Here is a 14,149-nt window from a genome sequence, read left to right as displayed (position 1 = left end):
GGAGGGCGGCCCTCCCCCCGCCATGACGACGAGGGGCCGACGCCCTTTTCTTCCGAAAAGATGCCCCGGAATGAAGAGCGATCCGCCGTGTCAACGCATTGGATCAGACCGCCACGCGACCATACCGCCGCGTAAAACGGCGACTTCAGTTTTGCCCGCCCGACGCAGGTGGTCCGCTGCAGCCGCCGAACGCCGGTCGGTGTGACAAACCAGAACCAGCGGCCGCTGCTCACCCAGCAGGTCAGCGATGCGCGTCGGAATCTGGTCTAGCGGGATATTTTGCGCGTTCTCGATGTGACCTAGCGGGCCGGTGAATTCCCCCGGTCCACGGACATCGATCACCAACGGCGGTGTAGGGCCGTTCAGTAGCGCCGACAGTTTACCGGTCTCCACCCAGGCGACTGCCTCCGTGGCTGACCGGCCCAACAACCTCGCCAGCAGGCTCATCCCCCAATCTCCTATTCCGTCGATTTCGCATAATTCGGGCGGCGCGATAGGATAAGTGAACCCCCGGACGCAACCTGGAAAGGCCTCAGTGATGGACTTCGCATTGACCGACGCGCAGCAACAAATTCGCGACGAGGTCCTGCGACTGTGCGCACAGTTCGACGACACCTATTGGCTTGAGCGCGAGAATACCGCGACATTTCCGCATGCGTTCTTCGACGCCATGGCGGCCGGCCAGTGGCTGGGCATCGCGATGCCCGAAGCTTACGGCGGTGCCGGACTGGGGATCACCGAAGCAGCCATCCTGGCGCAGGCCGTCGCCGAATCGGGCGCGGCCATGAGTGGCGCAAGTGCGATCCACATCAACATCTTTGGCCTGAATCCGGTGGTCGTCTATGGCACTGAGGCGCAGAAGACCCGAATGCTGCCTCCGCTGATCGAGGGCAAGGACAAGTCATGTTTCGGCGTGACAGAACCGAACGCCGGCCTCAACACGACAGAAATCACCACCAGGGCTGACCTGCACGGCGACCACTACCTCATCAACGGGACGAAGATCTGGACCTCGACGGCCCAGGTCGCGAACAAGATCCTGCTGCTCGCCCGGACGACCCCCTTGGACAAGGTCAAGCGCAAGTCGCAAGGAATGACCCTGTTCTACACGGACCTCGACAAGACGCATGCCGAAGTGCGGCTGATCCATAAGATGGGCCGGCACGCCGTGGATTCGAACATGGTGTTCTTCGAGGATATGCGCGTACCGGTCGAGGACCGCATCGGCGAGGAGGGTGAAGGCTTCCGCGCGCTGCTCCACGGTCTGAACCCCGAACGTGTGCTGATTGCCGCCGAAGCAGTCGGTATCGGCCGAGCGGCCCTGTCCAAAGCAACGCGGTATGCTCGGGAGCGCGTGGTGTTCGGCCGCCCGATCGGACAAAATCAGGGAATTCAGCACCCGCTGGCAAAAAACTGGGCCGAACTGGAAGCTGCTAACCTACTGACATTCAAGGCCGCATGGCTTTACGACACAGGCCGCGAATGCGGTGCCGAAGCGAATGCGGCGAAATATCTCGCGGCCGAGGCGGGTTATCGTGCCGCTGAACAGGCGGTGCTGACGCACGGTGGCATGGGTTACGCACAGGAATACCACGTGGAACGACTGTTCCGAGAAAGCATGTTGCCCCGTATCGCGCCGGTAAGCCGCGAACTGATCCTGAGCTATCTCGCGGAGCGGGTCTTGGACTTGCCCAAGTCATATTAGTCCACGCCGACAACCGCACCCAACGTATCGCCGATTGATCTGTTTAGGACCAGGTCGGCGACTTCATTGAGCCCGGTCTGCTGCAGATTCAGGATGACCAGGGCTGAACCATTCCGCTTCGCCAATTCCGGGAATCCCGCCGCAGGATACACCACCAGCGATGAGCCGATCACAATGAACAAATCCGCCAGCAACGTTTCCCTTTCCGCTCGGCGCATTTCATTGATCGGCATCGACTGGCCAAACGATACCGTTGCGGTTTTCACCCACCCTCCGCAAGCGCAATGCGGAACGATCCGGTCGTTCTCGAAGTCGACCCGCAGAGCCTCGATTTCGTAGCGGGTGAAGCACTCCAGGCAATGCGCGTAGGTGGTGTTGCCATGCAGTTCGATGACCTTCTCGTCCGGAATGCCGGAATCCTGATGCAATCCGTCGATGTTCTGCGTGATGACGGCGGCGGCCTTACCGGTGCGGATCAACTCCGCAACCGCGCGATGTCCGCGGTTTGGTACCGCTTGGCGCAGGATCGGCTCCATCGCAAATCGCCGGCGCCACGTTTCTCGCCTCGCGTCATCCGAACGCATGAAGTCGGAAAAATCTATCGGTGTCTGCTTGGTCCAGATCCCCCCAGGGCTGCGGAAATCGGGAATCCCGGACTCCGTGCTGATGCCTGCGCCAGTGAACACCACGATCCGTTCGGCCGCGTCGATCAGGCGCACGAATTCCCTTACCTCTTGGTCCATATGGGTGGCTCCGGATGGTGGCCGGCATCGAACCCGATCAGAGTTCTCCGCCAGGGTTGGCAATGTTCCCGGGATATTAACCGGAAACCGGAGCGAAATCGATGTCGGCTGCCCTGGCGCCCGGCCTGCCGCCGGTTTCGGTCGGAGCGGGCCTTTCTCGACAGCTTCACATGTCCCGGCTACAGACGACTGCGGAGATATACGGACAATGCGTTTCGGAATTTGGGCACTCGTTCATGGCAGCCGCGGCGCCTTGCAGGACCCGGAGGAGCCGTACGACGCCTCATGGGAGCGCAACCTGGCGCTCATACAGGAAGCCGAGCGGCTCGGGTATGACAGCACCTTGGTCGCGCAGCACACAATCAACCCGCACCACGCGCCGAATGATCAACTTGAGGCCTGGACGTCCTCCGCGGCGCTGGCCGCAGCGACCAGCCGGATCGAAATCATAACGGCGATTAAGCCTTATCTGTATCACCCGGTCGTGTTGGCCAAGATGGCCCTTCAGGTCGAGCATATCAGCCGGGGCCGCTTCGCGCTTAATCTGGTCAACGCATGGAACATGCCTGAACTCGAAAAAGCCGGGATTCCGTTCGCGCCACACGATGAACGTTACGCTTACGGCCATGAGTGGATTTCGGTCGTCGAGCCGCTGATGCGCGGTGAAAGCGTGACGTTCCACGGTAAATATTTCAATGTTAACGACTATATGCTGCGTCCTGCCGACCCCTATCGTCCCCGGCCGAAAATCTACGTCGGTGGTGAATCGGAACCAGCACGTGCGCTGGTGGCGGATCGCGGGGACCTTTGGTTCATCAACGGCCAGCCACTGGCAGATGTTCAGACACTCATCGCCGATGTCGCTTCCCGGCCACGTCTAGGGGCGCCCCTGGATTTCGGCCTGTCCGCCTTTGTCATCGCTCGAGAGACCGAGGTCGAGGCACAAGCCGCCCTGCTTCGGCTCTCGGAACTTGCCAAGCTAGATGCGCCGATACGGGTGGTGCAGCGCGCCAACACGGATCCTTATTCGGTGATGGCGCAGACCATGTCGAAATCACCGCGTGTCGGCAGCAATGGCGGCACGGCGGCCGACCTCGTCGGTAGCTACGATCAGGTCGCGGAACGCATCAGGCAGTTCGGCGAAGCCGGTATCGAGCTATTCATGCTCCAGTTCCAGCCATTCGAAGCAGAAATGCGTCGCTTCGCGGCCGAGATCATGCCGCGCGTTCGCCGGCTTTGAAACGCGACGACAAGTCGATGGCCTGCCGGAAACAGCATCGCCGCCAAGGTCATGACCAACGTGTATGTTTCTACACGTTTTGGGTGGCCTGGACGGTTTCGTCGACATGGTCGTTCCGGAATACGACGTCACGGCCCGTTCCGGACGGAATACGAAGGTCGGACGTCGCCCGAAAACCTCGGATTGCCAAAACCCGTCAATCGGTTCTTTCCTCCGAACTAACCTGACGTCTGGGGATAATTTGCATGAACAACCCGCCAATCGGCATCTACATCGACACGGAACATCCACACGACGCCCGTGACATCGAACCGCATTCGACCACCGGCGCTAATGGGAGCCACTCGACCAAAATCACCCATGCCGCCAGTTTGAACATCTTTCAAAGGAAAATACCCTGATGCCCGCGACCCCGCTCGCGGGCCTCCGCGTCCTTGAGTTCAGTCACACCGTGATGGGTCCGACAGCCGGCTTGATGCTCGCCGAACTCGGAGCCGATGTGATTAAGGTCGAACCCGCTCCGAAAGGCGACCACACCCGTGGTCTGGGCGGTTTCGCAGCCGGCTTCTTCGCCGCCTTCAGCCGGAACAAGCGTAGTTTGGCCATAGACCTGAAGAAGCCCGAAGGGCAGGCGGTGATCCACCGCTTGGTGCCGACTGTCGATCTGGTGCTGGAAAACTACGGCCCTGGTACGATGGAACGCCTTGGTTGTGGCTACGAGCAGCTTGCACCGTTGAACGAGCGCCTGATTTACCTCGCGCTGAAAGGCTACCTCGCCGGGCCCTATGAACATCGGCCGGCTCTGGACGAGGTCGTCCAATTCCAAACTGGCCTGGCCTTCATGACCGGCCCGGTCGGCCAGCCGCTTCGGGCCGGCGCTTCGGTCATAGACATTCTCGGCGCGGTCTTTGGTGTGGTCGCTGCCCAGGCCGCACTGCGAGAACGTGATCAAACCGGCAAAGGTCAGCGCGTCGGCAGCGCCCTGTTCGAAAGCGCCGCTTTCCTCATGAGCACCCACATGGCTGGCATGACCGCCACCGGACTCGAAGCAAGGCCAATGCCTGCTCGTCGCGGTGCGTGGGCCATTTATGAGGTGTTCAAAACCGCCGGCGAAGGCCAACTCTTCATCGGCGTGACCTCCGATCAGCAATGGGCGCGCTTCGTCGAGGAGTTCTCTCTCCAGGAATTGGCCGCCGACCCACGCCTCGCCACGAACTTCACGCGGTTACAGGAGCGTAGCTGGTTGATTCCCACCTTGCAGGAGGTTCTCATAAAGATCCCACAAACCGAGGTTGAAGCCCGCTGCGAACGGGCAAACGTATCCTGGGCGCCGGTCGGTCAACCCGGCGACCTTTTCACCGATCCACACCTGCTGGCGACAGGTGGGTTATTGGACGTGTTCATCTCTCGCATCGGTGGCACTGAAGGGAAGAAAGTCGGATTGCCGGCTCTGCCGATCGAATTTGGACCCAACCGGGACCGTCCCGGGATCAGGCGACAGGCCCCACGCATGGGTGAACATTCGCTGGAAGTGCTTGCTGAGGCAGGATATTCCAGTTCTGATATTGCCAATCTCGTCGGTAGCGGTGCAGTGGTCGCCATGACCGACTGAGCGTTGGAAAAGGTCCTGTGGCAAAGCCCGTTCCGGTTCTCCGTGAAAGACGCTATGACCACGGTATCGCGGTGACACCCGCTTATGACCCCGGGGGCCATCATCACCAGTCCACTTGTCCTGGCCGTAGCGAACCAGAAAGGCGGCGTCGGAAAGACGACCACTGCGATCAATCTCGCCGCCGCACTCGCGATCGCCGGGCTGCCCGTCCTGCTGATCGACATGGACCCACAGGGCAACGCATCGACCGGCCTCGGCATCACCCGGTCGGAGCGGCATGGCGGCACCTACAACCTGCTGATGGACGGTGACCTCGGAGAGGAAGCCATCCGCCCAACGCCGGTGCCCAATTTGTCGCTGATCGCATCCGACTCCGACTTGGCGGGTGCCGAAATTGAGCTTGTCCCGGTCGCAAAGCGCGAATTCCGCCTGAAGGCAGCCCTGACTGACCTGCCCGATTTCGCGGCCTTCCGCGTGATCCTGCTTGATTGTCCTCCCGGCCTGGGGTTGCTGACCCTGAATGCGCTGGTCGCATCCGCCGGCGTTATTGTGCCCCTGCAATGTGAATTTTATGCATTGGAGGGAATCAGTAGCCTGATGCATACGATCGAAGCCGTGCGCCGCCGTTTCAACGCACGGCTACGACTGTCCGGCATCCTGTTGACGATGTTCGATCGTCGCAACAGCCTGTCAGGCTTGGTGGAAAAGGATGCCCGCGACCATTTCGGCGATTGGGTTTTTGACACGACGATTCCACGGAACATTCGCGTTTCGGAAGCGCCGAGCCATGGCATGCCGGTTATCCTGTATGATCCCAAGTCGGTCGGTGCATTGTCCTACACGGCCCTGGGGGCGGAGATTGCGAGGAAAGAGAAGGTCGAAATGTCGGGACAAGTGAAATCTGATGGCTAGTAAGAACACGCCGCCAAGGCTCGGGCGGGGACTTGCGGCGCTATTGGGCGATGTCGCGCTGCGTCCGCAATCCGAAAAAGGCACCTCTGTAAGCGCAATCCCCATTGACCAGATTGACGCAAACCCATTCCAGCCACGTACCGATTTCGACGCCAGCGAGTTGGAGAGTCTGGCCGAATCGATCCGTGTGCAAGGCATATTGCAGCCGATCCTGGTGCGATCCCATCCGACCACGCCCGACCGGTATCAGATCGTGGCGGGGGAGCGGCGCTTCCGTGCCGCCATGCAGGTGGGATTGACGGAAATCCCCACGATCCTTCGGGACATGGATGACAGCGATGCCGCGGTGGTGGCGCTGGTGGAGAACCTGCAGCGGCAGGATCTGAATGCGATCGAAGAGGCTGAAGGGTATCAGCGCTTGTTGGCGGATTTTGGACTCACCCACGAGTCCCTTGGCTATGCGGTCAGCAAATCACGCAGTCACATTGGTAACACCATCCGCCTGCTGCGCTTGCCAGACCCGGTGCTGAGGGACGTGCGATCCGGCGCCCTGTCTTCGGGCCATGCCCGGGCATTGATCAACGCGCCCAATCCGGAAGCCTTGGCCGATCAGGTTCTGAAGCGTGGGATGTCGGTGCGTCAGACGGAACTTCTGGTCAGCAAGGCGGTCGCTGCCCGCGGCGCGCCGCGCCAGCCAATGGCGAAGAAACTGGACGTCGCGGATCTGGAACGTCGGGTGAGTGACGCAATTGGCTGTCGCGTCACGATCACCACGACGCGTAAGGGCGGTGGTGAGATCGCTATCCAGTTTCGTGATCTTTTCCAACTCGATGACCTGATCGGCCGCCTGACCGAACAGCGTGAGAAGATCGACGCGACAAGGGGCTCCTAAAGAAGCTTGCCTTGTAGAAAGCCGAGCGCCGGCAATGGTCGCCAGGATCGTGGCAGATCGGAGCGACGGATAGGCCTGACGGCATATGACGGTGTCGGCTGCCGGCTGCTTCGCAGGAAATTGGCGTACGCCTTGACTTGCTGCTCTCGCCAGGCCTGATCAGCAAGGGCAGCCAAGCGGCTGGAGAAAACCTCCGCCACGCGGGAAGTCCGGCCAATCGAGGCGACCACGGCCCATAGTGTGTCGTCGCGATAACTGGCAATGCTGACGGGTTCCACCATGATCCGAAAGCTGCCGTCCCGCGCGGCGGAAGGCAAGGGCCTTCAAATCAGGCCGGCGAATCCGATCGTTGCGCCGCCGCTCTCGACGCCGATCCCGTGACGGGCGTAGCATTTCCTGAAACCAACTAGGGAAGTGCCACCAATGAGCGGAGAAAACTGCCTGGCTGGGCTGAAGGTCCTGGATCTGACCCAGTTCGAAGCCGGCCCATCCTGCACCGAAGCTTTGGCCTGGATGGGCGCGGACGTCGTAAAAATCGAGAATCCAAGGGTCGGTGACCCTGGCCGCTCATCCGGTGGGAAGGGCGCACACGATGCGCTTTATTTCCTTCAATACAACGCCAACAAGCGTTCCGTGACGGTCAATCTAAAAGATCCGCGCGGCCTCGAATTGGTCAAGGAGTTGGCCAAAACAGCTGATGTGATGATCGAAAACTTCGCCCCCGGTGCGATCGAACGGCTCGGTCTGGGTTACGACGTTATCAAGGCTATCAATCCAGCGATCATCTTCTGTCAGGTCAAGGGTTTCGGCACGGGAAGCCCGTTCGAGAAAAACCTCGCGTTCGACATGATCGCCCAAGCCTGCGGTGGTCTCATGTCGATCACCGGCGAGGAAGATGGGCCACCCTGCAAGCCGGGTGCGACGATCGGCGATACCGGGACCGGCATGCTGATGGCGATCTCTATCCTCGGCGCCTATGTCCGGCGTCTGCGCACGGGGCAGGGCGAGCATCTTCAGGTGGCGATGCAGGATGCCATCCTGCACTACATTCGTAACGCCTTTGCGTTCATGGAGCGGACGGACGGCAAGGCGGCCCCTCGCGCTGGCTCGAAGACCGTGGGCGGCGGCAACCCGCCGATTGGGGTCTATCCATGCAAAGGCGGCGGTCCCAACGACTACGTCTATATCTACACCAGCGCCGCCAACCCCGAACATTGGACCCGGCTGCTGAAAGTCATAGGCCGTGAGGATCTGATCGGTGATCCGCGCTTCGCCAGCCCGGCCGCTCGCACCGAACATCGTGCGGAGGTTGATCGGATTGTTTCCGAATGGACGATCCAGCACGACAAACATAATGCGATGCAGCTGGTCGGCAGTGCCACGATCCCGGCCGGTGCGGTATTGGATACGCGTGAACTCGCCGATGACCCGACATTCCTGCAGCGCGGTATCCGGCAAACCATGAAGCATCCGGAAGTCGGCGATTACACCATGAGTGGATGGCCGGTTCGCTTCAGCGGCCGTCCACCCGAGGTCAAGGCCGCCCCGTTGCTCGGCGAACATGGGGCGCAGGTTCTGGCGGAGTGGCTAGGCTACAATGCAACCCGGATCGCCGATCTGAAGACAAACGAGGTCGTGGGTTGATGCCCTATCAATTTTGCACCGTTCAGGACGAGGGTCATGTACGGATCGTCACCCTCAACCGACCAGAGGTGCTGAACGCTCTCCATGCCGATGCCAACGACGAACTCGCTACTGTGTGGGACGAGTTCGCCGCTCGCGACGATCTATGGGTCGGAATCGTAACCGGGGCAGGGGAGCGGGCCTTCTCTGCCGGCAATGATCTGAAGGTCCAGGCTGGCGGCAAGCGTCGTCCCAACGGACCGCGTGGGTTTGCCGGCATCTGCAGTCGCTTCGACCTAACGAAGCCGTTGATTGCTGCAGTCAACGGCGTCGCCATGGGGGGAGGATTCGAAACCGCCTTGGCATGCGATATCATCATCGCCGCGGAAAATGCCGTCTTCGCCTTGCCGGAACCGCGCGTGGGATTGATCGCCGGTGGTGGCGGTGTGCATCGCCTGCCACGCTCGATCCCGATCAAAAAGGCGATGGGCATGATTCTGACCGGCCGTCGCGTCCCGGTTCGGGAAGGGTTCGAACTCGGCTTCGTCACGGAGGTGGTGCCTGAAGGCCAGGCTCTAGCCTCAGCCAGGCGATGGGCAGCGATGATCCTGGAATGTTCGCCGAAGGCCGTCCGCGCCTCAAAACAGGCGTCGTATCACGGCCTGGACGAACCGACGCTTGAACAGGCAATGCGAACGATTTATCCGGCGCAGCGAGAAAACCTGGAGAGCCAGGACTATATAGAAGGTCCGAGGGCCTTCGCGGAAAAGCGCAAGCCGAATTGGCGGAACCAGTGACCATCGGGCAGAGCCGTTGACGGCGAGGAAGACAAGCCAGATCACTGGCTGCTTGGGCTATAGGATAGTAGACAAATGAAAACGATCACGAATTTCGGCGATGACGACCTCAAGCCCTTCCGAACGGCGAATGCGCTCTGGATGGTGCTGATCGTCACCAGCGGGATTTGCCTCAGCACGTTCTTCGCCTGCGCCACGCCGTTTGCTGCGCTGGCGACGTTGGCGGCCTTGAAACTCGGTCGCGGGCAGGCGATCGCCGTCATAGGTTTGGTGTGGGCGGCAAATCAGGTCATTGGCTACGGCTTTCTTGGCTATCCGTGGACCTGGGACAGTGCCGCTTGGGGCCTCGCCATAGGGGTGTCGGCTGGCCTCGCCATGCTGGCCGCGAAGAGTTTGGCGACCACGCGGCCAGCCCCGTTGGTGATCAGTCTACCGTTCGTGGCAGCCTTCGCGGCATTTGAATTGGGCCTTTTCCTTGCTGGTTTCGTTCTTCCAGGAAGCGAAGGCGCGTTCAGTGCGTCGGTTGTGGGCCACGTGTTCTTGATCAATGCCGTTACGTTGTGCGGTCTGATGGCTGTCAATCAGTTGGCGGTAGTATCAGGGCTTCTCGTGCGGGCCGGCAGACTGGATACACAAGACCTCGGGATCGCGTCTTAGCGGTCAGGGGCACGTTACGCCCTGAGCCGCGGCCACCTTGATCATGCCGCTACGCATGCTCCGAAGATCCGCTGAACCGTCGCTTTACTCTCTCCCGTATCGTTTGGAACACGGCGTAGAGCATCGGGATCAGGAAGACGCCGATCGAGCTTGCGACGATCATTCCCGCGAATACCGCGGTACCGACCGCTCGCCGGCTCAGCATCGCCGCGCCGTTCGCCCAGACAAGTGGGACCAAGCCACAGATGAACGCGATTGACGTCATCAGCACGGCTCTGATTCGCATCCGGGCACCCAGCGCCGCGGCATCCCTGATCGATAACCCCGATTCCCGCGCTTCCTTGGCGAACTCGACAATCAGGATCCCGTTCTTCGCCGCCAGTGCGATCAGCACGACCATTCCGATCTGTGCATAGAGATCGAGCGACAGCCCCGATATCTGCAAGCCAAAGAATGCCCCAAGCACACCGACGGTGACCGAAAGCAGCACCGGAATGGGGATCATCCAACTCTCGTACAACGCCACCAGAAACAAGTAGGCAAACAGCACGGCCAGGGCGAGGATGTAACCGGTCTGTCCGGATGCTTCCCGCTCCTGATACGCGGTGCCGGTCCACTCGTAGGAAAATCCCGGCGGCAGTGTGGTTCGCGAAAGCTGATCCATTGCGACCAGCGCCTCGCCGGATGAAATTCCCGGTTTCGGACTCCCGTTGATCGTCACACTCCGGTAATTATTGTAGCGACTGATGACCTGCGGACCCAACTGGATGCGAACATTCGCGATGGACCGGAGTGGAACCATCTCACTCCGATTGTTCCGGATATAAATCTTATAGATCGCTGACGGATCGCTTCGGTCGATCGCATCGCCCTGGATATTGACCTGCCAGGTGCGGCCGAACAGATTGAAGTCATTGACATAAAATCCGCCCAATGTGGTTTGCAGGGCGTTGAACACATCGGAAATCGCCAAACCCAACGCCTGAGCCTTTTCCCGGTCGATGTCCAGCCAGATCGACGGGTTGGAGGCCGTGAAGGTCGAGAAAACCCGGTTCAACCGAGGATCCTGATTTGCCGCGGCCACCATTCCCTGCATCACGCTCGCCATATCCTCGGGCGGCCTGCCTTCCAGATTCTCCAACTGGTATTCAAACCCGCCGCTGGTCGACAGTCCGATGATCGGTGGCAGGTTGAACGGGAAGACAACCGCGGATCGGATCCGTTGCGCCGCGCCAAAAATGCGGCCGAGAACCGCCCGCACGCCGTCATTTGGGCCCTCGCGGTCCGAGAATGGTTTCAGCCGGATGACCAGGAACGCCGCATTCGGCTGGTTGCCCCCGTCGAGCAGAGAGAACCCAACGATCGATAGCACGGCTTCGACCTGCGGCATGGGGCGAATCAGGTTTTCTACCTGCTCGACCACGTTACGGGTCCGTTCGACAGAGGCACCGTCAGGAAGTTGGACAACGGTGAAGATCGCCCCTTGATCTTCTTCGGGCAGGAACCCTGTCGGCGTGATCTTGCCCAAAAGGAAGATCCCCACACCGGCAGCCGCAATCGCGACTAGTGAGAGGGTTGCTACCCGCAACAACCGGGTTACGACGCTGGAATACCCATCCCTCACCTTGTCGATCCCTGTGAGGAGCCAGCCGACCGGACCTCGTGGCCGGCGGCCGTGACGGAGGAACAGGGCGCATAAAGCGGGCGACAAGGTCAGCGCAATGATCGCCGATAGCAACATAGAGGTGCTGATCGTCACCGCGAACTGCCTGAACAATGTGCCCGAGAGGCCAGGAATGAAAGCCACCGGCACAAACACGGAAAGCAGTACCAGGGAGATCGCGATGACCGGTCCGGTAATCTGGTTCATCGCCTTGATGGTCGCATCTTTGGACGACAGTTCAGGCTCTTCCGCCATCACGCGTTCAACATTCTCCACCACCACGATCGCGTCGTCCACAACGACGCCGATTCCCAGCACCATGGCGAGCAGTGAAATCGTATTGGCGGAAAATCCGAACGCCAGCAGCACTGCGAATGTGCCGATCAAGCTGACGGGGATCGCGACCATTGGAATAATGGTCGCGCGGGCGCTGCCCAAAAAGACAAACACTACCGCGACAACCAGAGCAAACGCGATCGCAAGCGTCTTCACCACCTCGTCGATGGTGGATGAAACGAATGAACTGCTGTCGTAGAATACCCTTGCCTTGAGGCTTTCCGGGAACCGAGTGGACAGATCGGCCAATGCCTTGCTGACCCGAGCGGACGTCTGCACTGCGTTGGCACCCGGCGCCAGGTAGATGCCAATCGAAACCGCCGGGTTGCCGTTCAGCCGGCTGAGCGTATCGCTATTCGCCGCTCCAAGTTCGGTTCGCGCCACGTCGCGGACACGGAGTACCGATCCATCCGGATTGGCCCTGATGACAATATCCCCGAACTGTTCGGGTGTCGTCAGTCGTCCTTGAGTCTGCACGTTCAATTGGAACTGGGTTGCATCGCTGGTCGGCCGCGCACCGATCCGCCCGACGGCGGCCTGAACGTTTTGTGATTGGATAACGGCGATGATATCTGCCGGAGAGAGGTTCAGCGCGACCAGACGATCCATGTCAAACCAGATACGCATCGAGTAATCCAGCCGGCCGAACAGCGTTGCGTCGCCCACGCCAGGAACCCGGGTCAACCGATCCAGCACGTTGATAGTCACATAGTTGCTGATGAACAGCGGGTCTTGCTTGCCGCCTTCACTGTAGAACTGGAGGAATTCCAGGATCGCGGCGGATTTTTTACGCACTGTCAGGCCGTAACGCTGAACCTCGGTCGGTAGCCGGGCGATGGCCTGCTGGACGCGGTTATTGACGTTGACGGTGTCGATGTCGGGATTCGTCCCCAACTCGAAACTGACACTCAACGAATAGCTGCCGTCGTTCGCGCTGTTGGACTTCATGTAGATCATCTTGTCCACACCGACGACAGCCGCCTCCAGTGGCTGGGCCACCGTCTGTTCCACCACGGCGGCGGAGGCGCCGGTGAATGTCGTGGAGACAGTGACCTGCGGCGGCACAATATCGGGGAACTGCGACACCGGGATGCGCAGCAGCGACAGGCCGCCCGCCAAGGTCAGCAGAATGGCGATGACGACCGCGAGCCTCGGCCGCTTAACGAAAACCGCAGAGATCATGCTATGACTTGCTCGTGCTTCGCGGCGCGGGTGGCGGGCTCGCCGGACCCGGGCTGACCTCGGTTCCCGGACGAACGCGCTGGATGCCGTCAGTGACAACCATTTCGCCGTCTTTCAGGCCGCCAGCGATGACAGCGGTGGTCGGCGTGGATTGTCCCAACTGAATCCGGCGTTGCTCGACCCTGTTACCGATCCCGACCACATAGACGTAGTCGCCCTGCTGATCTGACAGCACCGCCTTTCGGGGAATCCCCAGCGCCATGACGGGTTGGACGCCTTCGACGAGGACTGTTACGAAGGCGCCATCCACCAGTTGCCGTTCCACCGGTTGGCCTGCGTTTGTTTGACCGCGGGGCGGATTGGCGATCTCGGCGCGCAGCAGAATAGTGTCTGTCGTCGCGGAGACGGTGGGTTCGACGTAGTCGATCTTTCCAGCATGATCATACAGTGAGCCATCTGGCAGGCGCAGCTTGACCACGACCGCGTTGGTACCCCCTTTATCGGCATAGCGCTTCTGCAATTCTGTTAGTGTTCGGGACGCCACTGGAAAAAGGACATACATTGGATCCTGGCTGACTATGGATGCCAGCGGCCCCGAACTTGGCGATACGACGTTGCCGACGGTGATGCTCGTCCGACTGATCTTGCCGGAAACCGGCGCATGGATTTCGGTGTAGTCCAAATTGATCTGCGCTGCTTTCAACTGCGCCTGTGCCGAGAGCACTTGCGCTGCGAGGGAACGTTGGTTGGCGACAGCGTCATCAACGTTGGAGCGCTGACCGGCGGG

Annotated in this window: 13 protein-coding genes; 9 read left to right on the top strand and 4 right to left on the bottom strand. The window is 60.4% G+C overall.

Translation table 11 applies throughout. From position 1 onward, the window contains the following. Positions 1-90: 90 nt before the first annotated feature. The gene (locus tag GSQ89_RS02205) at positions 91-447 is read right to left on the bottom strand and encodes a rhodanese-like domain-containing protein (RefSeq protein WP_158921575.1); all 357 of its coding nucleotides are present in this window, start codon (positions 445-447) and stop codon (positions 91-93) included. Positions 448-538: 91 nt separating this feature from the next. Here GSQ89_RS02205 and GSQ89_RS02200 point away from each other — a divergent pair, with 91 nt between their 5' ends. After that, positions 539-1,705 (top strand): acyl-CoA dehydrogenase family protein, encoded by a 1,167-nt coding sequence (locus GSQ89_RS02200; RefSeq protein ID WP_158921573.1) that lies wholly within the window; start codon positions 539-541, stop codon positions 1,703-1,705. Here the strand turns inward: GSQ89_RS02200 and GSQ89_RS02195 are convergent. After that, a complete protein-coding gene (locus tag GSQ89_RS02195) occupies positions 1,702-2,448 on the bottom strand; it encodes a Sir2 family NAD-dependent protein deacetylase (protein WP_158921571.1) in 747 nt (248 codons plus the stop codon). The two genes, GSQ89_RS02200 and GSQ89_RS02195, sit on opposite strands and share 4 nt — an antisense overlap. Before the next feature lie 208 nt (positions 2,449-2,656). On the opposite strand from GSQ89_RS02195, the gene GSQ89_RS02190 reads away from it, so the two are divergent. The 8 genes from GSQ89_RS02190 (at position 2,657) to GSQ89_RS02155 (ending at position 10,181) form a co-directional block, all read left to right on the top strand. Next, positions 2,657-3,688, top strand: coding sequence for an LLM class flavin-dependent oxidoreductase (locus tag GSQ89_RS02190; RefSeq protein WP_158921569.1), 1,032 nt, complete (start codon positions 2,657-2,659; stop codon positions 3,686-3,688). A 245-nt stretch (positions 3,689-3,933) separates the two neighbouring features. Then, positions 3,934-4,089, top strand: a complete 156-nt coding sequence (locus GSQ89_RS02185; protein ID WP_158921567.1) for a hypothetical protein — start codon at positions 3,934-3,936, stop codon at positions 4,087-4,089. Continuing rightward, positions 4,089-5,300, top strand: coding sequence for a CaiB/BaiF CoA-transferase family protein (locus GSQ89_RS02180; RefSeq protein ID WP_158921565.1), 1,212 nt, complete (start codon positions 4,089-4,091; stop codon positions 5,298-5,300). Before GSQ89_RS02185 ends, GSQ89_RS02180 begins: the two co-directional genes overlap by 1 nt. A gap of 84 nt (positions 5,301-5,384) precedes the next feature. After that, positions 5,385-6,212, top strand: coding sequence for a ParA family protein (locus tag GSQ89_RS02175; RefSeq protein ID WP_158921563.1), 828 nt, complete (start codon positions 5,385-5,387; stop codon positions 6,210-6,212). 43 nt (positions 6,213-6,255) lie between these two features. Further along, positions 6,256-7,104: a ParB/RepB/Spo0J family partition protein gene (locus GSQ89_RS02170; protein WP_254073036.1), complete on the top strand. Its 849-nt coding sequence runs from the start codon at positions 6,256-6,258 to the stop codon at positions 7,102-7,104. 423 nt (positions 7,105-7,527) lie between these two features. Then, a complete protein-coding gene (locus tag GSQ89_RS02165; protein ID WP_158921559.1) occupies positions 7,528-8,748 on the top strand; it encodes a CaiB/BaiF CoA-transferase family protein in 1,221 nt (406 codons plus the stop codon). Further along, on the top strand, positions 8,748-9,524 hold the full coding sequence (locus tag GSQ89_RS02160) for an enoyl-CoA hydratase-related protein (RefSeq protein ID WP_158921557.1): 777 nt from the start codon (positions 8,748-8,750) through the stop codon (positions 9,522-9,524). Before GSQ89_RS02165 ends, GSQ89_RS02160 begins: the two co-directional genes overlap by 1 nt. A gap of 75 nt (positions 9,525-9,599) precedes the next feature. Beyond that, positions 9,600-10,181 carry a hypothetical protein gene (locus tag GSQ89_RS02155; protein ID WP_158921555.1) on the top strand — a complete coding sequence of 194 codons (582 nt, stop codon included), beginning with the start codon at positions 9,600-9,602 and terminating at the stop codon, positions 10,179-10,181. 49 nt (positions 10,182-10,230) lie between these two features. On the opposite strand, the gene GSQ89_RS02150 is transcribed toward GSQ89_RS02155, so the two are convergent. Beyond that, positions 10,231-13,362: an efflux RND transporter permease subunit gene (locus GSQ89_RS02150; RefSeq protein WP_158921553.1), complete on the bottom strand. Its 3,132-nt coding sequence runs from the start codon at positions 13,360-13,362 to the stop codon at positions 10,231-10,233. A gap of 1 nt (position 13,363) precedes the next feature. Further along, a partial coding sequence (locus tag GSQ89_RS02145; protein ID WP_158921551.1) for an efflux RND transporter periplasmic adaptor subunit occupies positions 13,364-14,149 on the bottom strand: 786 nt, incomplete at its 5' end.

It is taken from the genome of Acidisphaera sp. S103 (genome assembly GCF_009765975.1).
Taxonomy (GTDB): domain Bacteria; phylum Pseudomonadota; class Alphaproteobacteria; order Acetobacterales; family Acetobacteraceae; genus Rhodopila.
The sequence above is the reverse complement of the archived record's forward strand: the minus strand, read 5'-3'. Positions and strand labels throughout refer to the sequence as shown.

Coding starts and splice junctions, on each gene's coding strand:
- GSQ89_RS02205 (WP_158921575.1), bottom strand. CDS start 447: ATGAGCCTGCTGGCGAGGTTGTTGGGCCGGTCAGCCACGGAGGCAGTC.
- GSQ89_RS02200 (WP_158921573.1), top strand. CDS start 539: ATGGACTTCGCATTGACCGACGCGCAGCAACAAATTCGCGACGAGGTC.
- GSQ89_RS02160 (WP_158921557.1), top strand. CDS start 8,748: ATGCCCTATCAATTTTGCACCGTTCAGGACGAGGGTCATGTACGGATC.
- GSQ89_RS02180 (WP_158921565.1), top strand. CDS start 4,089: ATGCCCGCGACCCCGCTCGCGGGCCTCCGCGTCCTTGAGTTCAGTCAC.
- GSQ89_RS02190 (WP_158921569.1), top strand. CDS start 2,657: ATGCGTTTCGGAATTTGGGCACTCGTTCATGGCAGCCGCGGCGCCTTG.
- GSQ89_RS02175 (WP_158921563.1), top strand. CDS start 5,385: ATGACCCCGGGGGCCATCATCACCAGTCCACTTGTCCTGGCCGTAGCG.
- GSQ89_RS02155 (WP_158921555.1), top strand. CDS start 9,600: ATGAAAACGATCACGAATTTCGGCGATGACGACCTCAAGCCCTTCCGA.
- GSQ89_RS02165 (WP_158921559.1), top strand. CDS start 7,528: ATGAGCGGAGAAAACTGCCTGGCTGGGCTGAAGGTCCTGGATCTGACC.
- GSQ89_RS02185 (WP_158921567.1), top strand. CDS start 3,934: ATGAACAACCCGCCAATCGGCATCTACATCGACACGGAACATCCACAC.
- GSQ89_RS02150 (WP_158921553.1), bottom strand. CDS start 13,362: ATGATCTCTGCGGTTTTCGTTAAGCGGCCGAGGCTCGCGGTCGTCATC.
- GSQ89_RS02195 (WP_158921571.1), bottom strand. CDS start 2,448: ATGGACCAAGAGGTAAGGGAATTCGTGCGCCTGATCGACGCGGCCGAA.